Below are 21,671 nucleotides of genomic sequence, written 5' to 3' on the forward strand. Positions count from 1 at the left end.
TCACCGGGTGCCCTGGGCGACGAGCGTGGCGACGGCCTCGACGTTGTCGGCGTCCACGAAGCCGGGGCCCGTCTGCACCGGCGCGCCGCCGCCGACCGTGTTCAGATTCGCGCGGTACAGCTCGAGCAGCACGATCGGCAGGTAGCCCTGTTCGTACTGCTGCTGATCGACCGCGAACAGCAGCGCGCCCGCCCGGATGGCCTCGACCACGTCGGTGTTCAGGTCGAAGGTCGCCACCGTGGCGGCGGATCGCGATTCGCGCACCGCGTCCACGGCGCGGGCGGCGACCTGGGAGTTCAGCGTCAGCACGGCATCGATCGAGCGATCGGCCTCCAGCGCGCCTTTTATCCGGGATTGGGCGTCGGTGGGGTTGTTGATGTCCACCTGAAGTGTCGTGCCATTGCCGAAGGCGTGGGTCGCGCCGTCGCAGCGCTGGTTGGCGCCGATATTGCCCGCCTCGTGGATGACGCACAGCAGCTTCTCGCGTCCGGCGTCGGCGAGCCGCCTGCCCGCCGCCTGGCCCGCGAGGCCCTCGCTCTGCCCGACGTGCGCGAACGCGCCGTACTTCGCGCTCTCGCTTTCCCCCGAGTTGATGGTGACCACCGGGATTCCGGCCGAGACCGCGCGCTCCACCGAGGGCCGCAGCGCCTCCGGGTTGGCCATCGAGACCACCAGACCGTCCACACCCTGCGCCACCGCGTTGTCGATCAGCTTCGCCTGCTGGCCGGGATCTCCGGAGGAGTTGTATTCCACAGCGACGCCGAGTTCCTCGCCCGCGGCCTCCGCACCGTTCTTGACGACGTTCCAGAAGGCGTCGCCCGCGCTGCCGTGGGTGACCACCGCGACCGACTCCAATTCGCCTGCGGCGATGCGTGTTCGGGTGGGGCCTGCGACGTCGGCGCCCGGGCCGCTACAGGCGGCCAGTGCGGCGACGGCCGCCAGCGAAACGGCGGCGCGCAACGAGAATCCATGGGTAACAGCGACTTTTCGTCCGAACATCTGACGCGCCCCTACCGTCGCGACGCCGATGCGAGGCTCAGATCGGCAAGGTAGCGCAGACTGTGTCGCGCGTCGCGGCTCGCCGAGGTCACGGGATCGGTCGAGCGCAGCGCCGTGTCCTGCTCGATGACGTACCAACCGCGATAGCCCGCCGCGCGGACCGCGCGCACGAGTGCCGCGATATCGATGTCGCCCTCGCCGAGCGGCGCGTAGAGCCCCCGTCGCACCGCCTCGCTGTATTCGATAGCGCCGCTGCGCACTTCGGCGGCTTGTTCGGCGCGCACGTCTTTGAGGTGGACGTGTCCGATGCGGTGCGGGTACCGGCGGGCCAGGTCGACGGGGTCGGTTCCGCCGAGCAGCAGATGGCCGGTGTCGAGGCAGAGATCGAGGTCGGAGTCCGCGAGGAACCGTTCGACCTCGGCCTCGGTCTCCACGTGCGTGCCGACGTGCGGGTGCAGCGCGGTGCGCAGACCGTGCGCCGCCGCGAGGTCGCGGACGGCCGCGGCGGTGTCCAGCAGGGTTCGCCACTCGGTGGAGTCGAGTTCGGGGCGCGCGTCGTAGCCGTCCAAGCCCGTGGCGGCGGCCAGCACCAGGACCTCCGCCCCGGTGGCGGCGAACAGCGTAGCGGCCCGTCGCGCGGCGGCCAGCGCATCCTCCGGTGCACGGTGCAGCGGCAGCGCGAGGAACCCCCCGACCGCTCGGATGCCGAAGCCGTCGAGCAATGCGCGCAGCACCGCCGGGTCGTCCGGGAGGTAGCCGGGTGGGCCCAGTTCGGTCGCGGTGATGCCGAGCTGCGCCATCTCGGCCAGCACTGCCTCCGCCTCGAGCACGTGGCCCCAGCCGGGGACTTCGCACACGCCCCAGGAGATCGGCGCGGCCGCGATGCGCAGCGGGTAGAGAGGTTCGTTCATCGTCTCTCCGACCTTCGAGGTGAACAGGTGCCCTCGCTTTGGAGCGCTCCAACTATGTAACGCAGGCCACATCGTGTCAAGGGGTGCGACTCCCGCGCGTTTCCTGGCCTCGACCTCGTATTTCTTTGCCCGGCACGGCAAAAGCGCGCGGAGCGACCGCCTGGCAATGTCCGATTAGAGCGCTCTATTGCTGGCGTGGAGGAGCCCGTGTAACGTCCGATCCGGCAGCCGACGGCGAGTTCGGCGAGCCGACCCTGGAACGGCGGAGGGAGGCGAGATGGCGCGACCGACGATGGAGGACGTCGCCGCCCGGGCGGGCGTCTCTCGTGCGCTGGTCTCCCTCGTCATGCGGGATTCGCCCAAGGTCAGCGCGCACCGGCGCCGCGCCGTGCTGGAGGCCGCGCGCGAGCTGGGCTATCAGCCGCACATCATGGCCAGATCGCTGGCCAGCCGGACCTCCAATATCGTGGGCGTCCTCGTCTCGGATCTGCGCAACACCTTCTTCGCCGACGTGGTGGAGGGAATGGACGCCGCCGCGCAGCGGTCCGGGCTCGAACTGATCCTGAACACCGGCCGCCGCAGCGCCGCCCGCGAGCGCACCGCGCTGGAGAGCCTGCTGTCGTTCCGGCCCGGCGGGATCATCCTGCTCTCGCCCGTGCTGCCCGCTGCGGCGATTCGCCAAGCGGCGCAGCAGGTTCCGGTCGTGCTGGTCTCGCGCGGCTCCACGATCGCGGGCGTCGACACCGTCAACGATGACGGCGAGCTGGGTGCGGCACTGGCCGTCGATCATCTGGTCTCGTTGGGCCACAGTCGAATCGTGCACCTCGACGGCGGCGCCGCGTTCTCCGCGGCCGCCCGTCGCCGCGGCTACCGCACCGCGATGGCGCGACACGGCCTGGAACCGATGGTGATCTCCAGCGAGCACACCGACTCGGCGGGCATCGCCGGGGTGCGCAAGTTGCTGAAGATCTTCTCCCCCGGCGACTTTCCCACGGCGCTGGTGTGCGGCAACGACTTCAACGCGGTCGGCGCCATGTCGGCGCTCGAGGAAGCCGGACTGTGTGTGCCGGACGACGTCTCGGTCGTCGGCTACGACAACACCTCGCTCGCCGCGCTGCGCCACATCGCGCTCACCACCATCGACCAGCCGCGCGTCCGAATCGGGGAGCTGGCCGTGGAAGCGCTCGCCGAACGTCTGCGCGGCGAGCGCACCGACCCCGTCCGCCGCAGACTCGAACCCGAGCTCGTCGTCCGCGGCACCACCGCCGCGCTCCGCTGAAACGCCAGGCACGCAATCGTTTTCCTACCGAGGAGGATCGATGAGCAGCACCGTCACATTAGGCCTCGCGGGCGTCGGCCGCATAGGCACGGCGCACGCCGAAACCCTGCACGGACTCCCGGGTGTCGATCGCGTTGTCGTCGCCGATATCGACACCACCCGCGCGCACGCCGCCGCGGCCAAACTCGGCGTCGAGGCCGTACCCGACATCGAGACGCTCCTCGCCGCCGACCTCACCGGCCTCGTCATCGCCACCGCGACCGACTCCCATCCCGCCCTGATCGAAGCCGCCGTCGACCGGGGCATCCCGGCCTTCTGCGAAAAGCCGGTCGCCACCGACATCGACGGCACGCTAGCCGTGCTGGACCGTGTGCGCGCCAGCGCCGTTCCCGTGCAAATCGGCTTCCAACGACGCTTCGACGCAGGCTACCGCGCCGCCCGGGCAGCAGTCGCCAGCGGCGAACTCGGCTGGCTGCACACCCTGCGCGCCACCACGCTGGACCCGGCGCCGCCGCCCGCCGACTACATCCCGCGCTCCGGCGGCCTGTTTCGCGATTGCGGCGTCCACGATTTCGACATCATCCGCTGGGTCACCGGCCGCGAAGTCACCGAGGTCTATGCCCGCGGCGCGAACCGCGGCGACGAATTCATCACCGCCGCAGGCGATATCGACACCGCTGCCGCCGTGCTCACCCTCGACGACGGCGCCCTCGCGACCGTCAACCTCGGCCGCTACAACGGCGCGGGCTACGACGTCCGCCTCGAGGTGCTCGGCTCCCGAGGCAACGCCATCGTCGGCCTCGACGACCGCGCCCCGCTCCACTCCGTCGAACCCGACCACCCCGCCTCCCCCTACCCCGCCTACCCCGGCTTCATGGAGCGATTCCGCCGCGCCTACACCGAGGAACTCACCACCTTCGTCGCCGTCGCCACCGGAACCACGCCCAGCCCGTGCACAGTGGCCGACGCCCTCGAAGCCTTCTACATCGCGGAAGCCTGCGAACTCTCCCGCGCCGAGCGCCGCCCGGTCACACTCACCGAAGTACGCCGCTGAGCCCGCTGCCCATTACGAACGGAGACCTCCACCCCCAGGCACACGACCGATACGTCAGCCGAATATGTCGGACCCCACCGCCAAACTGGTGCCACCAGGACAACCGCCCGCCGCCCACCGGCGGGCCCGGAACACCGGGGGTCCCATGCTCGACGTCGCGCTCACCACCGTCTCCATCACCTGCATCGCCACCGCCCTCCTCACCCTCACCGCAGGCGGCATCACCGACTCCCTCGCCACCCGCGCCATCAAATCCTCCGAATCCTGCTTCATCGGCGACACCATGCCCACCGACAAGTTCTTCGAGAACCGCCAGAGGCATGAGCGGCTGCGCCGAATCACGGTGCGGTTGATGACGAGTGGGTTGGTGACGTTGGTTGTCGGGATCGCAGTGCTGGCGTTGGCGGCCTGGCAGTTCAAACACCCGGCGCGTTGAGATCTCCAATCTTCCAATGGGTATCGAATTCGAGAACCTCAATTTGAAATACTCGGACAGTAGCAGCCGAGCAAACGCTTGTCCGTTCCTGTAAGTGGAAGAGCAAACCGACCGAAGCTACCGCTTCCCCCTAGCTACGGGCGATTCGAATGTCATTGGTAGCGTGTACTTGTCGGTAACATGTGGGGATGTCGAGACCGACTGCGAATACTTCCATCGTGATGTAACAATCGGTATCCGGGTCACGACAAGTCGCTGGCGACTCTGATCGCAGACACGGATCAGCAAATGGTTTCGACAGTGGGCGGAAGATGGCACCAGGGTGGGCGGGCGTCGACAGCGAACTGGCGACCCACGTGCGGCTACAAACGGAACAGTGCTTGGCTGCCTACCGAGCCGAACCGAACCTCATCGAGCAAGACGCCGGGATCGAACTCTCCAATGTCACGGGTGGCTACGGCAAGAAGCAGTTGAACGAGCTCGTACAGAATGCGTCCGATGCGCTCACCGGCGGAAGTGGTCGCATCGCACTCGTCCTGACCGACGCCGCGTTGTACTTCTCCGCGGTACAAGCATCGGCCGTTCGGTCGGCCGCGGCACCTGGCTCGCCCGTATGAGCGGCCGCTGGCTACTGCAGCCGGCATCTGGGGAATCGATTCGACCGGCTGCCGCTGCGGCCACAGGAAACGAAGAGTGAGAATGACATCGACCGAACTGGATGTACCTGCCGTGGTCGATGAGCTGACCCGGCTGGCATTGCGTACCTATCAGGTCAACCCGGCTCGCATCGAAGAGGACGCCAATGGTGAGCGTCGCATTCACCAGGGTGGCTACGGCGATCGTCAGATTTTCGAACTCGTCCAGAATGCCGCGGACGAGTTGCGTGCTCCCGAGTTCTCCGGTGGACGAATCGATGTGGTGCTCACCACCGAGTACCTCTACTGCGCGAACGAGGGTTCACCCATCACCGCCGCCGGTGTCGACACGATTCTGCGGATGGGGGTGTCCAAGAAGCGCGGAGGACAGATCGGTCGGTTCGGTGTCGGGGTGAAGTCGGTCCTGTCAGTGACTCGGACGCCGCAGTTCTTCAGCACGACAGGATCGTTCGGCTTCGACGCGGACTGGGCGGCGCAGGAGATTCTCCGCGCTGTCAACGATGCTCGTCGAGCGGAAGGATTGCCACCGCTCGCAACTGTCGGTGAGACTCCGGTACTGCGCATGGCGCGCAGGCTGGACCCGAATACGGAACGTCGCCTCGACCGAGTCCTCGACGAACTGTTGTGCTGGGCGACGACTGTGGTTCGTCTGCCGCTGAAACCCGGTGCCGCGGAGAAGCTTTCTCGCGACATCCATGCCCAGCGCACCGGTGAAGTCGGTGCGTCACGAGAGTTTCCGCACCTGTTCCAGCTCTTCTCGCCGCACGTCGGGAGGCTTTCGCTCGATGACCGTACGAATATGCCCATCTCCCGCCGGGATATCACGGTCGACCACAGCGGTACTCGGCGCAGCATCCACCAGCAACGCAGCGGTGCCCACGCGACCTCGGAAAGCTTTCGTGTTTTTACAATGCCGCACCGGGTCAGTGACGAAGCGCGTCGTCAGGCGGGCGAATTGCACGATCGTGTCACAATCGATGTCTCATGGGCGGTACCTGAATACACCCGGTCGCCGGAGACAGGGTTTCTTCTCGTGCCCAACGACCGCGGTGTGTTCTGGGCGTTCTTCCCAACCAAATACCCGACCACGCTGAGCGGAGCGCTGAACTCGGCGTGGAAGACGAACGAAGATCGGCAGAATCTGCTGGACAGCAGTGAACTCAACACCGAGCTGATGCGAGTCGCCGCTCGCCTCGTCGTCGGTTCCCTCGAGGAACTGTCGCCCGCCGACGACCCGGGTGCCTACCTGCCGTTACTTCCCGGTCGCCCGAAGGAATCACCGAACTGGGCCTGCCGATACCTGACCGAACAGGTCTGGCAGCTGATGGCGACAAACCCGTCCCTCCCTGATCAGGACGGAACTTTGCGGCTGCCGTCCGAGCTTCGTATCCACCCGGAAGCGCCGGTGACCACGCTCGCGCTGCAGATGTGGGCCTCCTATCCAGGCCGACCGCGTAACTGGGTGCACCACTCGGTCGAGGGGCCGAATTCACGTCGCGGCAAGGTCTCTCACGTCATCCAGGAATCCAAACACGAAGGTCCGGCTTCGCCACGAGCGTGGGTCGAAGCGTTGGTCGAGGACCGGACCGTCGAAGCGTCTGCCGCAGCGATTCGACTGCTCGCGCACCTGCTGCGCAGTGAGTTCACCGGGCCCAAGCACGCCGAAGCGGCAGAGGAACTCCGGCGATCGAGGGTGCTGCTGAGCGAGGACGGTAGATTCGTTGCGCCGATCGTGGGCACCGTGTTTCGGCGAACGAGTGATGACGGGCTGCGCGACGACATGGTCTATGTGCATTCGGATCTGGCGAACGATCAGACCATCGCTTCCGTGCTCAACGAACTGGGTGTACGGGAAGCGGATACAGAGGGGCGATTTCACAGCGTCCTCGACCAGGGGTTCACCGGCTACAAAGACGCCGATTGGATGCGGTTCTGGGAACTGCTCAACAGCTCCGGTGGTGCGGTGCAGGCGCACGAGATTCGCAAGCGGGTCGCTGATGTTTCGAGCGTCCTCCACGCACGGAATATGGAAGGCCGGTTCGTTCCGATCAAGAGCCTCATCCTGCCCGGGATGCTCGTGCCACCTGATGGTTCGCGCGACGCCGCGCTCGCAGTGGACATGAGTTTCCACGCCAACGATCGATCGATCCTGCGCGAGTTCGGTGTACCCGATCGCCCTCATTCCGGGCACCACCCGGAATCGGACGGGTGGTTCGAGCGATATCGAGACGCGATGTATGCACGGTATTGCGAGGGGCTGCCGCCGACGGCGCCCAAGGTTCAGTCGCGAACCCTGCAATTCCACGGCGGGCCGACTGTGGGTCCACTGCACCTGTTCAAACGTCTGTCGCCGGAGGGACGAGCCGCGTTCCTGGAACACCTTTCCGAGTCGGACATCGTGGAGACCTGGACGCGCCAGGTCGGGAAACAAACGAACTCCCGAGCCCAGGTGATGTCGCCGATTCGATGGCTGCTCACCGAAGAAGGCTTTGTACGAACCTCACAAGGTTTGCTCAGGGTACGTAACGCCCTGGGCCCCGGCTTGCGGGAGTACGCCGCAGTTCTCCCTGTCGCCGAGATCAGCGAGGCGAAGGCACGGAAACTGCGGATGCCGAATACGGTCGAGGAGGTGCCGCCCGCACGGTGGGCGAAACTCCTCGAGGCCGTGCGGACCAGCGAGGATGACGCCTTCGTTGGACGCAACTATGCCTTGCTGATGCGTGTGGCGTACGACCTCGTGTCCGAGCAGACCGACGTGCGCTGTCGAGTCGCCGACGGATGGGCGAACCTCGCCGATGGCGAAATCGCCGTCGCGACAACACAGGCCGAGTATCGAGATCTGATCGACGAAGGCCATCCGGCCTTGCTGGTCGACCGCGCCGAAGACGCCGAACAGGCGGACGCGATGATCGCGGTGTGGGGCATGCGGCGGGTGTCCGACGTGATCGAACGACGGATACGGTTTGCGCCTTCCGGCGCACCCGTTGCCCTCATCGACGAATACCCGTTGCTTCGGCAGCGATTCGGAGCGCGGGTCAGGGGTGTCCAGCTGCAGCGATGTCAGGAGCTCGAGCAGGTCACCCGCGCCCCGAACGGCGCTCGGTCAGTGCCGCTCCGATCAGGTCGCGAAGACTCCACTGTGCTGGTTCCGAAGGACGTCGGCCTTCTGGAAGCGCTCGTCCTTGCCGATACCGAACTCGATCTAGGCCTCGGCCCGGACGGATGCCGTCAGGTCATCGCAGAGCAGGAGAAGCGGGCAGCTGACGAAGCCATCCGCCGAAAGCTCGAGGCGATCAAGCAGGCACCGACGATGGTGGCGAAACTTGCCTTGATGTTGACGGCCGAACAACTTCTCGCGAGCCTGCCCGTCGGCCTGGTCAGCGAGGCAGAGAAGAACGACATCGATCGGCTGGCCCAATTGGCGTTGAACACGTTCGACGACCTGGTGCTGAAGACCTACGCGAAACATGTCGCGTGGCTGCCTGGCTGTCCGGTGTCCTTCAACGGCGGTGAGCGTGCCCGGCAGTTCGTCGACGGCCTAGGGATTCCCGTGGATTTCGCCGGGTCACAGCCGCCGAAACTCGATCCGCGGGAGGAGGTCGACGGGCCGAAGGATTTCCCCGCACTGCACCCTTACCAAGAGATCATCGCCGATCGCCTGGTCCAGATGCTGTGCTCGGAATCTCCCCGTCGCGGAATGATGAGCCTCCCGACTGGTGCGGGCAAGACTCGTGTGGCGGCCGAAGGAGTGATCCGGTGGATGCGGGAGTCTGGTGTACCGCGGGGCCCGATCCTGTGGATCGCACAAACGGAGGAGCTGTGCGAGCAAGCCGTCCAGTCGTGGCGCTTCGTGTGGGAAAAGGTCGGTCCGGATCGACCCCTTGTCATTGATCGATTCTGGAGCTCGAATTCCTCTACCGCGGTCCGTGATCGGACACATCTCGTTGTTGCCACTGATGCCAAACTGGCGCTGGACCTGTTTGAGGACGAGTACTCCTGGTTGCGCAACGCGGCCTTGGTCATCGTCGACGAAGCACACGGTGCCGGATCACCCCGATACACCGACATCCTCCGGTTGATGGGCCTGACTCACACGATGACCTCACGGCACCTGCTCGGATTGTCCGCTACCCCGTTCCGCACCGACGAGGAGCGAACCAGACTATTGGCCCAACGGTTCGGCGACTTTCGGCTGGATCGTGACGTGTTCGGAGACCGCAATCCGATCGAAGCGTTGCAGAAGCTGCGCATTCTCGCCAAGGTCGAACATCGCGAACTCGCGGGTGCCGAGATCGAGCTGGATGCCGTCGAGCTCCGTGAGGTGAACCAGGTCGGTAACTTCGCCGCTGCCGGCGTTCTGCCCAAGAGCGCCGAACGTAAACTGGCCGACCACGAAGGCCGAAACGACGCCTTGGTGCGAGCGATCGCCGATCTCCCCCCGGACTGGCCGGTGCTGGTCTTCGCGACCTCGGTCGACCACGCGAAGATTCTGGCGGCACGACTGCAGGGCAAGAATATTCGCTCGGTGTCGATCGATGCGATGACGGCACCCGCCGACCGCCGAAGAAGAGTAGAGGAATTCCGTGCGGGACGCATTCGTGTGATTACCAACTACGGTGTCCTCTCCCAAGGCTTCGACGCACCAGCCACACGCGCGGTGGTGATCGCCCGCCCGGTGTACAGCGCGAACCTGTACCAGCAGATGATCGGTCGCGGCCTTCGCGGTGTCGCCAATGGTGGTGAGGCCGAGTGCATGATCCTCGATGTTCGCGACAACATCACCAACTTCGACGCGAAGCTGGCGTTCACCGAGTTCGAATACCTCTGGAGGTAGGTGCGATGATTTCGGTCTCACCCCGGCAGCGTCTCGCGCTCACCGCCGCGCAACAGGCGATTGTCGAACTGGATTGGAACGCGCGAGTCCTGGTCACGGCGGGCGCCGGCACGGGCAAGACGACCACGCTGGCCTATCGGCTGGAGCACCTGACCAGTATGGAGAGTGCGAACGGTGACGAGCCGCTCGAGGCGGCCGAGATTCTTGTGCTGAGTTTCTCACGAGCCGCGGTACGTTCGTTGCGCGATCGCATCGACCGGATCGCCGAATCGGCGAGGCGTGTCCGGGCGTTTACCTTCGACGGTTGGGCCCGCTCGATCCTGCACGAATGCGAGCCGGAACGAGATCTGACCGGTCTGTCGTTCGACGACATCATTGTCGCCGCTACCGACACGATTCGCGGCGGAATTTTCGATGACGACCCCGACGGGCCAGTTGTCGAGCCGCCGAGCCACATTGTCATCGATGAGGTCCAGGACCTTGTCGGTGTACGCAGGCTCATGGTCGAAGCGGTGCTCGAATCGACGCGGGACTGTGCCGGTTTCACGGTGGTCGGTGATGCCGCACAATCCGTCTACGGGTTCCAGATCGAGGATCTCAACGAACGCGCTGCGGAGACGAATCGGTTCTTCGGCTGGCTGCGGTCAGAGTTCGCGGACGACCTCGCCGAGGCACATCTGGACGAGAACTTCCGTGCCCGGTCCGACGAAGCCAAGGCAGCCTTGAGATACGGCCCTCTGTTGCAGTCGATTCCGGCCGAACGAGCCGCGGCCAACGACGCCGCAGACTCGATCTATCGCGATCTGCGCGCCACCCTGGATCGGCTGCCGAGCTTTGGTGCGCTGATCGGTAAGAAACGCGACGACTTCGCTTTCGCTTCCCTACGGGACGCCTCGGGATCGACTGCAATTCTGTGCGCGACGAACGGTCAGGTACTGCAGCTCTCGGAGAGTTTTTGTAGGGAAGGCATCGAACACACGATTCAACGATCGCCACGGTCACGGCCCGCGCCCCGGTGGATGGTCTCCCTTTTCCAGGCAACAGACGGCGGACCGACCATTTCCGAACAGCGATTCCAGGTCGTCGCAGGCCTGATCGATGAGCCGCACAAGGCATGGAGGTCGCTGCGAGCGATCGCGGGTGGACGAGCAGGCAGTGTGGTGGACCTCGTGCGCATGCATCGGGTGATCGTCGAGCAGCGGGTGCCCGACGATCTCGTCGAGACCGACCGACGAGGAATACTGATTTCGACGGTCCACCGTGCCAAAGGCCTCGAGTTCGACCGCGTTCTCGTGCTCGAGGAGCGGGATCAGGGCCGGCAGGACGACCAGGATATTGCGAGCAATGCTCGTCTGTTGTATGTCGCGATGACCAGAGCACGGAACGACAACTACCGGTTGGATGCATTCCGCTCGTTCGTCTACGCCGGCCGGAATCGCAAAGTGCGATTCAACCGGTGGTACAAACCGGACCGTTACGGTAAGGCGAGCGGTCTCGAATTCGGCGACCAGGACGTCGCCGCGGAACGGCCGGCGCAGACCCCGGAGGTTTCGGCAGCGCTGGTGCAGGAGTACCTGGCGTCCTCGGTGCAACGAGGTGACCTCGTGCGCTTGGTATGCGAGCCACCACTTTTCGCAGAGGACAACGTACCGCCGCGTTATGGGATCTGGCATGGTGAGGTCCGCATCGGCGAGGTCTCGGAGCGGTTTCTCGGGGATCTGGCGAAATCGCGGAGAAAGTACCCCACGCAAACGGTTCGGCGCTGGCCCGATGCCATCGAGCGAGTGCAGATCGAGTGTGTGGAAACGGTGGGTGGTTCCACCGCGGAAACGGCCCGCGCCGGCCTCAGCTCGCACGGAGTCTGGCTCGCGCCACGGCTGTGCGGTCTCGGGTCGTTCGTCTGGGAGAAGGCAAACAAGGACTTTGGCGATCAGGGGGAGGAATGACGACATCGACATTCGATGATCACTACCGGTTCCGCAGCGAGCTGAGAGACGCATTGGGCCGGGATCTGCTCGGCCCTCATGGCGGTGAGACCGAAATCCTGGAGCACGATGCGCCGGTGACCGCCTACCTGACCGGTGTGCTGTTCCCGCTCGGCGGAGCCCTGACCGAGACCGTCGACAACGACGAGTTAGCACCCGATGTCGTGAAGGGGGACAGTGTCGAGCAAGGCACCGAGTCGGGTGTGGCCTTGGCCAACACACGTCAACCGTCCTCGATCGGTTTGACATTCGCTGTCGACTCCGCTATGGCGGACACAATATTTGTGTCGGTCACCGCAGCCCGTTATCTGCCCAAGGATGCGCAAGGCGGTCCTGTTGATCCCAAACGGGGCCAGGCGCGCTCGGTCGAGCAGCAGGACGAGCGCTGGCGCCGTGAACAGCTCGTTTGTGCCGACGTACCGATAGATATCCGCGACCCCGGCATACTCGCGCGGGTGCCGCTCGCCGACGGACTCGAACTACGGACCAGAGTCAGAAGACCAGGTATCGACGGATCGGTGAGCGTCACAACCACACTCGTCAACTCGCACCGCATCGGCGAGTACGACCTCAAAGACGCATTCTGCTTCTTCCAGCCGACGATCCGGGTGCATGGGCCGGAGGGCACCCGGCCATTCGTGGAGCGGACTCCCAACCGTGAATCCCACGACCCGGAGCTACAACTGAGTCGGCTGTTGCACCGGCACGCTCCTTCCTTCGCGGTCGGCCACGGCTGTTCTGCCGTCTGGGACTGGACCCCGCCCCCGATTCGGAGCGAGGAACCTCGCGAGCGGGCGGCAGTGGCCGAGGTACGCACCGACTTCATGCCGAGTCACGAAGTTCTGCTCACCGATTCGAATCCAGAGATCGACGACCGAGCCCTCGGCATGCTGGGTCTGGCCACTCGCGAACGGGGGCAGGTCGTCGCCGATCTGCTGGCCGTGCTCGACGGCTACGAACAGTGGATCGAGGATCGGTATCGCGAACTCGCCGCGGTGGCGGACGGCGACTTGCGGGCTACCGGTTCCAACCAGCTTCGTCTCTGCGCTGCAGCGCTGGCCCGCATGCGGGACGGGGTAGCAGTGCTGGAAGAACCCGGTAACGATCCGGTCTTCAAAGCATTCCGCGCCGCCAACCGTGCCATGGCGATGCAGCGCGCCCGCACGGTGTGGGTGAAGAACGGTCGCAAGGGTGACATCGATCTGACGGCAGGCAAATGGCGTCCGTTCCAGATCGCTTTCATGCTGCTGAGCCTGCGCGGCATCGTCGATCCCGACCACGCCGACCGTGAAATCGCGGATCTGCTGTGGTTCCCGACCGGCGGTGGCAAGACCGAGGCCTACCTCGGTCTCATCGCCTTTACCACCTTCCTGCGCCGACTTCGTCTCGGTGACGCGGGTGCCGGTGTCACCGTGATCATGCGTTACACACTGCGGTTGCTCACCCTGCAGCAGTTCGAACGCGCGACCACTCTGATCTGTGCCATGGAATTGCTTCGCACGCAGGACACCGCGCTTGGCACCGAGCCGATCTCCATCGGCATGTGGGTAGGCCAGTCGGCAACCCCCAACGTGCTGAAGATCGCCGCCCATAAGCTGCAACAGCTGCAGGACAGTCCGGGCACATCGCTCAAGAAGAACAATCCGGTGCAGTTGCGCTCCTGTCCGTGGTGCGGCGAGCCACTGGACGCAGGCGACTACGTGGTCGATGAAGGCGCCGTGCGCATGGAGGTCCGATGCCCGTCGGCGCTGTGTGACTTCCACGGTGGATCCGGACTGCCAGTGCATCTCATCGATGAGGCCGTCTACGATGCCCATCCCACATTGATCATTTCGACGGTCGACAAGTTCGCGTCACTGCCGTGGAATCCGAGTACGCTCAATCTGTTCAATCGGGACCTGCAGCCGGCACTACCGCCGGAACTCATCGTTCAGGACGAGCTGCATCTCATCTCGGGACCGCTGGGTACGCTCACCGGCCTCTACGAGACCGCCATCGACATCCTGGCCGCCAAACCGAAGGTCATCGCCTCGACGGCGACGATCCGCCGAGCCTCCGAGCAGGTCGGCGCATTGTTCAATCGACGGGTCGCGCAGTTCCCGCCCGCAGGGCTGGACTCCCGCGACTCGTGGTTCGCCGTGGAGTCGCCGCGCGAGGTGAAAGCCAGCCGACAGTATGTGGGATTGTTCTCGGCGCACGCGAGCCAGGCGACGCTGCTGGTCCGTACATACGCCGCGATGCTGTTCCGTGCTTTCCAGGCTCGTGGTGTCATTGATGACAGGACACTCGACGCGTACTGGACTCTGGTCGGCTATTTCAATAGCCTGCGGCTGCTGTCGGCAGCCGAGCTGCAGGTCTACGGTGACGTCGCCGAGCGCATCAAGGCCCTCGCCGACGGCGCCGGAGCGTCGAGCGATCGAGCAGTCGGGCCCGAGGTGCGCGAACTGAGCAGTCGGGCCGACGCTACGAAGATCAGCGAGTATCTGAAGGCGCTGGAGCGCGAATTGCCGAACGACACCGTCGTCGACGTCTTGCTTGCGACGAACATGATTTCGGTCGGCGTCGACATCGATCGGCTCGGACTCATGGCGGTCATGGGTCAGCCGCAGACGACGGCCGAATACATCCAGGCGACCAGCCGTGTCGGGCGTAGGTACCCGGGGCTGGTGGCGATCGTGCTGAACTCCGCCCGTTCCCGGGACCGGTCACACTACGAGTCGTTCCAGACCTTCCATTCCGCGCTCTACCGCGAGGTCGAATCCACCAGCGTGACACCTTTCTCGGCTCGTGCGCGTGACCGCGCGCTCCACGCGGTGATTGTCGCCCTCACGCGGTTGATGGTGCCCGGAGCCCGCGACGACAGCTCCGCAGCAGATGTGGCGAACTTCGTCGACGCCATCAAGCGGACCGTCATCCCCGAGATCATCGACCGAGTCGAAGTCGTCGCGCCAGAAGAAGCCCCGGCCACCCAACGGGCGTGCGACGACTTCCTCGACTGGTGGTGCGACCAGGCCGAGGACCATCCGGAGTTGCGATACAGGGCCAAGAAGGGCAGCCCGGCCCTGTTAGCAGGCTTCGGCGACGAGATCGACGGCGACGAGTACGGCGACGAACAAGGCTGGCCGACGCCGTGGAGTCTGCGTGATGTCGATGCCGACTCCACACTGTTCCTGAAGGCGGGAGGCACCTGGCGATGACTCCACCGACACGACGCAAGAGGACCGGTGGCGCCACGGGTGGGGCGCTGAGAAAGCTGGGTCAGGCGCGACGTTCCCAACTCGTAACCACCTACGGAGTCGGGGCGATGATCGCCGTCGAGAACGAGTCGTTCATCGTTGCCGGTCACGATTCATGGGGTGCCCACGACGCGCCGAAGATCTTCGAGCGCAGGCTCGCTCAGCTCCTCGGCGTCGATCACTTCCGACTGCCGCCCGCGAAAGACCCCGATGAGGCATACGACGGAGTCAGGGTCCATCGATTTCCGGACTACTACAACTGCCCGAAATGCGAGCAGCTCCTGCGCTTTCGTGCCTTCAATTCCCCCAGAGAGGAAGCCGTCTGCATCGATTGCGGCATGGAGAAGCTGGTCCCCTCGCGATTCGTCGTGGTCTGCGACGATGGGCACATAGACGACTTTCCGTACTGGGAATGGGTGCACCGCGGCGCCGATCGCGAAGGCAGCACCGGCAGATGTGCGTTGAGCATGCGCACGGTGGGTGCGAGCGCATCGCTACGCGCAATCCGTGTCAGGTGCAGCTGTGGTGTCCCCGAGGTATCGATGGAGGGCGCTTTCAGCAAACGCGCTCTCCAGGAGATCGGCTACGAGTGCACCGGTCGGCGACCGTGGTTGGCAGGCGGTAGTTCCGAAAAGTGCGACGAGGAACCGAAAACCATGCAGCGTGGTTCGTCCTCAGTGTGGCACCCGATCGTCCAGAGCGCCTTGTCCATCCCGCCGTGGGGGGAAGGTATCCACGCGCTCGTCGAAAAGCACCGCCTGCTCGGAAAGGACGAGCGATACGTTCGCACCTATCTGGGGGATCGTCCCGGTGTGTTGGAGCATGTGGGAGCGACTGTCGAGGACGTTCTAGAGGTGATCGCGGCCGCAGACGAGGCCGACTCGGCTGTGAGCGAGGAACTCCCCGTCGTCCAGCGCACCAGTGCGCTGCGCAGGCAAGAGTACGAACGGCTGGTCCGGGGCAATCCCGAGCGGCATTCGGCGAACTGGCAGCCGTTCGTCTGTGAGCGCCCACTGGGCGACGAGTCCACCCTCGCTCCTCTGTACATCCAGCGACCGATGCTGGTGAAACGTCTCCGTGAAGTCCGGGCGCTGTCGGCGTTCGTTCGCGGCGAATTGCCCACCGAAGCCGATCCAGACAGCCGTCGCTGTGAACTCCGAGAACAGTCCACCGAGTGGTTGCCTGCGATTGAAGTCATCGGCGAAGGGGTGTTTGTCCGACTCTCCGAGTCGCGACTGCAGCAGTGGGAGAACGAAACCACTGTTCTCCACCGTGCCGAGCGGGTTCGTCGACACCATCGAGAGGTGCTGCAGGCTCGGGCACGGAGGAAGTCGCGGTCCGGAGCGGTGCCGGAATCGCACGTAACGCCACGACAGTTGTTGCTGCATACGCTCGCCCACGCGCTGATCATCGAATGGAGTCTCGACTGCGGATACTCCGCGTCCGCGCTGCGCGAACGGATCTATTCGGATCGTGACATGGCGGGCATTCTGATCTACACCGCCACCACCGATTCTGCGGGCAGCCTCGGTGGGCTGGTGGCGCAGGGCGAACCCGAGAAGCTCGAACTGTCCGTACGATCGGCGTTGTCGCGGGCGCATTGGTGCTCGAACGACCCGCTGTGTATGGAGTCGGATGCTAGTGGTGCCGAGAGCCTGAACTTGGCGGCGTGTCACGCGTGCGTGCTGCTGCCCGAGACCAGCTGCGAATCGATGAACTGTTTTCTCGATCGAGGTTTGTTGGTGGGAGAGTCGGACTCCGGGTTGCCCGGGTACTTCGATCTGTCTCATCCATGATCCGGGAGCGGCGGCTGCTGCACGATCGGGTGACAGGTCAGGGTGTCACCTATCCGTGCAGCAGTCCCCATCGCCTGCGTTCCGTCCTGTACATGGCGGGCTTGACCTGACCCCATGATTTCGGTCCGGGTGATGTGAGAGCCTTGCGGCCCATGTAGTGGGCAGGAAGGCTCGATGACCATGGCGACACGCAAGAGGCACACCCCTGAGCGGGTGGTGCGCAAGCTGGGCGAGGCCGATCGGCTGCTGGGCGAGGGCAAGGAGATCGCCGATGTGTGCCGGACGCTGCAGATCACCGAGGCCACCTACTACCGGTGGCGCAACCAGTTCGGTGGGCTCAAGGCCGACGATGCCAAACGGTTGAAAGACCTCGAACGCGAAAACTCCACTCTGAAAAGACTTCTCGCGGAGGCGGAGCTGGAGAAGGCGGCGTTGAAGGAGATCGCCAAGGGAAACTTCTAGACCCGGAACGCCGGCGGGCGGCCGTGGCGCATCTGATGCGCGTGCTCGCGGTGAGCGAGCGGTTCGCCTGCCGGGTCACCGGGCAGCACCGAAGTACTCAGCGCTGCCCTCCGGCCGCGCAGACGACCGCTGATCCCGATGCGGCACTGCGTGATTGGCTGCGAAGTTGGGCACGGAACCATCCCCGGCAGGGGTTCCGCCGCGCCTACCACGTCGCCCGCGGCGAGGGCTGGTGGGTCAACCACAAGAAGATCCAACGGCTCTGGCGCGAGGAAGGTCTGCGGGTGCCGCAGCGGCGCCGCCGCAAGCGCCTGGGCGCCTCCACCGTCGACGCCGTGACCGCGGACGCACCGAATCGGGTGTGGGCGGTGGATTTCCAGTTCGATGCCACCGACGACGGCCGCCCGGTCAAGATCGTGTCGATCGTGGACGAGCACACCCGTGAGTGTCTCGGTGGCCTGGTGGAGCGGTCGATCACCGCCGATCGGCTCATCGACGAACTCGACCGCATCGCCATCGATCGCGGCTATCCGGCGGTGCTGCGCTGCGACAACGGCCCCGAGCTGGCGGCCGCGGTGATGGCCGAGTGGGCTGGCGAGCGGGTCGGTCTGGCGTTCATCCCGCCTGGTCAGCCCTGGCGCAACGGCTACATCGAATCGTTCAACGGCCGAATGCGCGACGAATGCCTCAACATCAACAGCTTCTGGTCGCTCACCCACGCTCGCGTCGTGATCAGCGACTGGAAGGACGAATACAACCACCGCCGAAGACATTCCGCGCTGGGCTATCAGGCCCCGGCCCGATACGCTGCAACCTGCATCCACCGATAACCGGCTCTCACATCCGGTGGACCGAAGCACGGGGTCCCGTCAGGCTCACGCGCACCCGAACGGCTGGCGCTGCTGTGGACTGGTGCTCGGTCACCGCTGCTACCCGATTTCAATGAGCGAGCGAAGAGCTAAACGGGCACGACCGAATTCACGTCGAACAATACTGGCTCACTTCGAATCTCGCTGTCCCCCAAAGCGGTAACGTTCCGCGTGGACGGCAACAGTCTGTTTCGGCCAGGATCCGCGTACGCCCAGGTGTCGTTGACCGCGGCGGTGAGCGCATCGGCATCCGGCGGGCAACCGAAGACCGCTTCGCACAAGATGTGCGCTGACAGCCGCGGCGGAATCGCGTTGCCGATCTGTTGGGCGATGTCCTTACCTGACCATGGGTAGTCATGCGGGAAGGTTTGCAGACGACCCATCTCGGAGTAGGTCAAACGATGGATGTCGGCGCCATCCAGATTTTCGACACGGTTGCGAGATATCTTGCCTGTCACGGTGAATCCAGGCTGGTCGGAAGTCCGCCTACCGCGCGCCTTCGGGTCCCCACCTGTCCCGTAATTCGACACGACTACAAAAGGATAGGGGCGGTCCAAGGCATCACCCATGGTGCGGCAGTTCAACCGATCCCGTTCATGTGCACCGTTCCGCGTTCCCTTGCGAAAACGATGATGTGTCGCTTCCGGTCGTCGAGGAACACGATCGAGATGTGCGATCAGGATGGCTCGTCTCCGGGTCTGCGGTACGCCGTACTCTTCAGCATGAAGAATGTCGACCACGACCTTGTACCCCCGCGACCGAAGAGCTTGGCCGACCTCCTGCCACACCGGACGTACGGTAGGCACCTGCTCCAAGACGATGGTCTCGAACGGCTTGTCTCGTAGTTCGATGGCGTCGATTGCCCAGCGTAGCGGCTCGAGAACGAGGCGAGTTCGTGGATCCTCCAGCTGGGCGAGGTCCTGCCAAACATCCTTGTCTCCGGCGTTCATTCGTCGGGCGAACGTTACGACCTGATCCAGTGCGCGCCTGCCCGCACCTGCTCCCGCAACGGAGAAGGTCTGGCACGGCGGCCCGGCGGTCAGAATCCTCGCGTTCGGAAACCTTTCGACACTGCATTCGCTGACATCGCCTTGCAGAGTACCGAGTTCGGCGGCCGTTCTCGTGGCACATGCGTTGTCATCCAGCTCGATGCCGACCGAAGGTATGCCGAGCCACTTGGCCGCGACGTCGAGCCCACCGGGGCCTGCGAAGAGGTCGACCATCTCGGCACACGCGAGATCTACGGCACCGGTCGACATGTCAATGATCCTAGCCGGCCGGGTGGAAGACAGGCCGAGATGCTGCGAATCCCTGAAGAACATCATCAAGCATCGATGATTGCCCCCTTCTGCGATGAGTCGATCGTGACGAATCGGATCACCCGGTCACCGCCGTAGTGCGCCGACGATGGCGCGACGAACGCAAACGCGATCACCACGCGGCCCGGATCCAGCACACCGGTGGTCATCACTTCCTCTCGGTGGCCGGGCTCGACGATCGGATAGACGACCAGAGCCCCTCGCTTACCCTCGACCAACTTCTCGGTGTTGTGGTCGCGCGAGTCGGCCAGCGCCCCGGCAATTCGAAGTGCGACCGCACGATGCTTCGGGTCGCTGATCGCGCCGAACAGCGGATCGCGTCGCCGGTCACGAGCGAACCACGAGTATTCGCGTTCGCCGGAGCCGAACGCGAGCCGCGGACCAGTTTTGAGGTGTTGCGGTGCCAGGACTGCCCAGTCGCGAATGTGCGGGTTGCCCGCCTTGGTGATCTGCTGCAGGTATTCGAAATGGGGAGCGAATTGGGAAGGCGCCCGCCAGCGCAGCGACTCGACCAGACTCAGCACTTCCGCTGCGTCCCGGATGCCGATGAAAGCTGGGAAGGCATGCGGCTTCTTCCCGTCGTCGAAGTTGTAGGAAAGTGTGACAGGTTCCTTCGACAGTCCATCGAGTATCGGCAACCACAGTCGCGTGTTGTGCCGCAGATCTGCCACAGACGACGGGTAGGCCGTCGGCTCCTCCCACCGGCCTGCGGATTGGATCTCGACTAGCCGCGAGTTGTACATCTTGTTGGGGCTCGTCGGCTTGAGCCATGGCAGATGTTGTGATACCAGCGGCGGCACCTGCGCCGGTGTCACCTGGGGTTCGCCATCCACAAGTACCGCGTACTGCGAAAGCTCTCGACGAAAGCTGTCCTCATCCAAGCAGATCGCCTCGAACGCCTTATAGAGGTCGACCCCCTTCTTCGCAGCTCCACTCTCATCCCGTCCGATGTACAGACGAACCAGGTCACGGTAGCCCTGACGAAACCCGAACCAGCGTCCCATCTGCATCAATGCGGACATGTTCGTAGCGCGCCTGCGGAAATACGTCACGGTCAGACCCTCGACCGTGAATCCACGTGACAGCTTCTGACCACCGATCAAAATCTTCCAGATGGACCGCTTGTCGAAGTCGGCTTCGCCCGTCTCCAGGTCCTTGTCACCATTGACCACGATGATCGGCTTCTGGTCTCCGCTGATACGGAAAGTCGCAGGTCCGACGTATGGTCTGAGCTCGTCATATGTCGGCGGGACTGCGTGTTCCTCGGCTCGGGCAGCGGAAACGGCCGCCACATCTTCCTCGAATAGTCGACGGAGCCGTCCATCTCCGGCTGCGCCGGAATAGCCTCCGTTCCACCAGAGGTCGGTGACCAGCCCCAGAAGTTCACGATGATCGTTGAGCCAACTCGACTCATGGATGAGCATCGTGTGGTGCTCGAAGTAGCCCTCGGGCAGTCCATGGTCCTCGCGGTACAGCTTCATTGCGGCGCTCAGGACGAACATGTCCATAGAGCTCCTAACAGGTTCGGCCGGGTGGCGTTGACTCATGTTGCAGTGCAGTATGTTTCGTCGTGGCGGCACCGTGGGTCGTGGATGACGAGTTGTGGGCAGTGATCGAACCGCTACTGCCGGTCCGGGCGCCGGGTACGCCGGGGCCGGCGCGGATGGACGACCGGCTGGTGTTGCAGGGGATCTTGTTCGTGCTGTTCACCGGGATCGGGTGGGAAGACCTGCCCCAGGAGCTGGGCTTCGGGTCCGGCATGACCTGCTGGCGGCGGGTGCGGGACTGGCAAGCGGCCGGGGTGTTCGAGGCGATACACCAGGCGATGCTCGCCC

General features: G+C 64.6%; 14 protein-coding genes. 10 read left to right on the forward strand and 4 right to left on the reverse strand.

Annotation, left to right across the window (positions count from 1 at the left end; all coding sequences use genetic code 11):
* Nucleotides 1–960, reverse strand: coding sequence for a sugar ABC transporter substrate-binding protein (locus T333_RS32195; protein WP_496426829.1), 960 nt, complete (start codon nt 958–960; stop codon nt 1–3).
* Between the two features lie 50 nt (nt 961–1,010).
* Nucleotides 1,011–1,910 carry a TIM barrel protein gene (locus T333_RS32200; protein ID WP_496426830.1) on the reverse strand — a complete coding sequence of 300 codons (900 nt, stop codon included), beginning with the start codon at nt 1,908–1,910 and terminating at the stop codon, nt 1,011–1,013.
* Between the two features lie 277 nt (nt 1,911–2,187).
* On the opposite strand from T333_RS32200, the gene T333_RS32205 reads away from it, so the two are divergent.
* The 9 genes from T333_RS32205 to T333_RS32245 all read left to right on the forward strand — a co-directional run bounded on the left by T333_RS32205 (nt 2,188) and on the right by T333_RS32245 (nt 18,478).
* Entirely contained in the window at nt 2,188–3,189 is a 1,002-nt protein-coding gene (locus tag T333_RS32205) for a LacI family DNA-binding transcriptional regulator (protein ID WP_496426831.1), read from the forward strand.
* A gap of 40 nt (nt 3,190–3,229) precedes the next feature.
* Entirely contained in the window at nt 3,230–4,243 is a 1,014-nt protein-coding gene (locus T333_RS32210) for a Gfo/Idh/MocA family protein (protein WP_496426832.1), read from the forward strand.
* A 145-nt stretch (nt 4,244–4,388) separates the two neighbouring features.
* The gene (locus tag T333_RS32215; RefSeq protein WP_357253453.1) at nt 4,389–4,679 is read left to right on the forward strand and encodes a hypothetical protein; all 291 of its coding nucleotides are present in this window, start codon (nt 4,389–4,391) and stop codon (nt 4,677–4,679) included.
* Between the two features lie 311 nt (nt 4,680–4,990).
* Nucleotides 4,991–5,296, forward strand: coding sequence for a hypothetical protein (locus T333_RS32220; protein ID WP_496426833.1), 306 nt, complete (start codon nt 4,991–4,993; stop codon nt 5,294–5,296).
* Nucleotides 5,297–5,378: 82 nt separating this feature from the next.
* A complete protein-coding gene (locus tag T333_RS32225; RefSeq protein ID WP_496426834.1) occupies nt 5,379–10,169 on the forward strand; it encodes a DEAD/DEAH box helicase in 4,791 nt (1,596 codons plus the stop codon).
* A 5-nt stretch (nt 10,170–10,174) separates the two neighbouring features.
* Nucleotides 10,175–12,115 (forward strand): UvrD-helicase domain-containing protein, encoded by a 1,941-nt coding sequence (locus T333_RS32230; protein WP_496426835.1) that lies wholly within the window; start codon nt 10,175–10,177, stop codon nt 12,113–12,115.
* Nucleotides 12,112–15,351, forward strand: a complete 3,240-nt coding sequence (locus T333_RS32235; RefSeq protein WP_496426836.1) for a helicase-related protein — start codon at nt 12,112–12,114, stop codon at nt 15,349–15,351. The genes T333_RS32230 and T333_RS32235 overlap by 4 nt, the downstream gene beginning before the upstream one ends.
* Nucleotides 15,348–17,186, forward strand: coding sequence for a DrmB family protein (drmB, locus tag T333_RS32240; RefSeq protein WP_496426837.1), 1,839 nt, complete (start codon nt 15,348–15,350; stop codon nt 17,184–17,186). The genes T333_RS32235 and drmB overlap by 4 nt, the downstream gene beginning before the upstream one ends.
* Nucleotides 17,187–17,366: 180 nt before the next feature.
* A protein-coding gene (locus T333_RS32245) for an IS3 family transposase (RefSeq protein ID WP_496426856.1) occupies nt 17,367–18,478 on the forward strand; the annotation gives its coding sequence in 2 pieces (ribosomal slippage) (nt 17,367–17,634 and nt 17,634–18,478; 1,113 coding nt in all).
* Nucleotides 18,479–18,606: 128 nt separating this feature from the next.
* Here the strand turns inward: T333_RS32245 and T333_RS32250 are convergent.
* Both T333_RS32250 and T333_RS32255 read right to left on the reverse strand, forming a co-directional pair.
* On the reverse strand, nt 18,607–19,776 hold the full coding sequence (locus T333_RS32250; protein WP_496426838.1) for a DNA cytosine methyltransferase: 1,170 nt from the start codon (nt 19,774–19,776) through the stop codon (nt 18,607–18,609).
* Nucleotides 19,777–19,841: 65 nt separating this feature from the next.
* A complete protein-coding gene (locus tag T333_RS32255) occupies nt 19,842–21,344 on the reverse strand; it encodes a Z1 domain-containing protein (RefSeq protein WP_496426839.1) in 1,503 nt (500 codons plus the stop codon).
* A 62-nt stretch (nt 21,345–21,406) separates the two neighbouring features.
* On the opposite strand from T333_RS32255, the gene T333_RS32260 reads away from it, so the two are divergent.
* Nucleotides 21,407–21,671, forward strand: a 265-nt coding sequence (locus tag T333_RS32260) for a transposase (protein WP_496423326.1), incomplete at its 3' end; no start/stop codon positions are given.

The sequence above is a fragment of the Nocardia sp. CNS-044 genome, from assembly GCF_059570515.1.

Bases quoted from the DNA above. Each gene is read 5' to 3' on its own strand.
- T333_RS32200 (WP_496426830.1), bottom strand. From the start codon at position 1,910: ATGAACGAACCTCTCTACCCGCTGCGCATCGCGGCCGCGCCGATCTCC.
- T333_RS32205 (WP_496426831.1), top strand. From the start codon at position 2,188: ATGGCGCGACCGACGATGGAGGACGTCGCCGCCCGGGCGGGCGTCTCT.
- T333_RS32210 (WP_496426832.1), top strand. From the start codon at position 3,230: ATGAGCAGCACCGTCACATTAGGCCTCGCGGGCGTCGGCCGCATAGGC.
- T333_RS32215 (WP_357253453.1), top strand. From the start codon at position 4,389: ATGCTCGACGTCGCGCTCACCACCGTCTCCATCACCTGCATCGCCACC.
- T333_RS32220 (WP_496426833.1), top strand. From the start codon at position 4,991: ATGGCACCAGGGTGGGCGGGCGTCGACAGCGAACTGGCGACCCACGTG.
- T333_RS32225 (WP_496426834.1), top strand. From the start codon at position 5,379: ATGACATCGACCGAACTGGATGTACCTGCCGTGGTCGATGAGCTGACC.
- T333_RS32230 (WP_496426835.1), top strand. From the start codon at position 10,175: ATGATTTCGGTCTCACCCCGGCAGCGTCTCGCGCTCACCGCCGCGCAA.
- T333_RS32235 (WP_496426836.1), top strand. From the start codon at position 12,112: ATGACGACATCGACATTCGATGATCACTACCGGTTCCGCAGCGAGCTG.
- drmB (WP_496426837.1), top strand. From the start codon at position 15,348: ATGACTCCACCGACACGACGCAAGAGGACCGGTGGCGCCACGGGTGGG.
- T333_RS32250 (WP_496426838.1), bottom strand. From the start codon at position 19,776: ATGTCGACCGGTGCCGTAGATCTCGCGTGTGCCGAGATGGTCGACCTC.
- T333_RS32255 (WP_496426839.1), bottom strand. From the start codon at position 21,344: ATGGACATGTTCGTCCTGAGCGCCGCAATGAAGCTGTACCGCGAGGAC.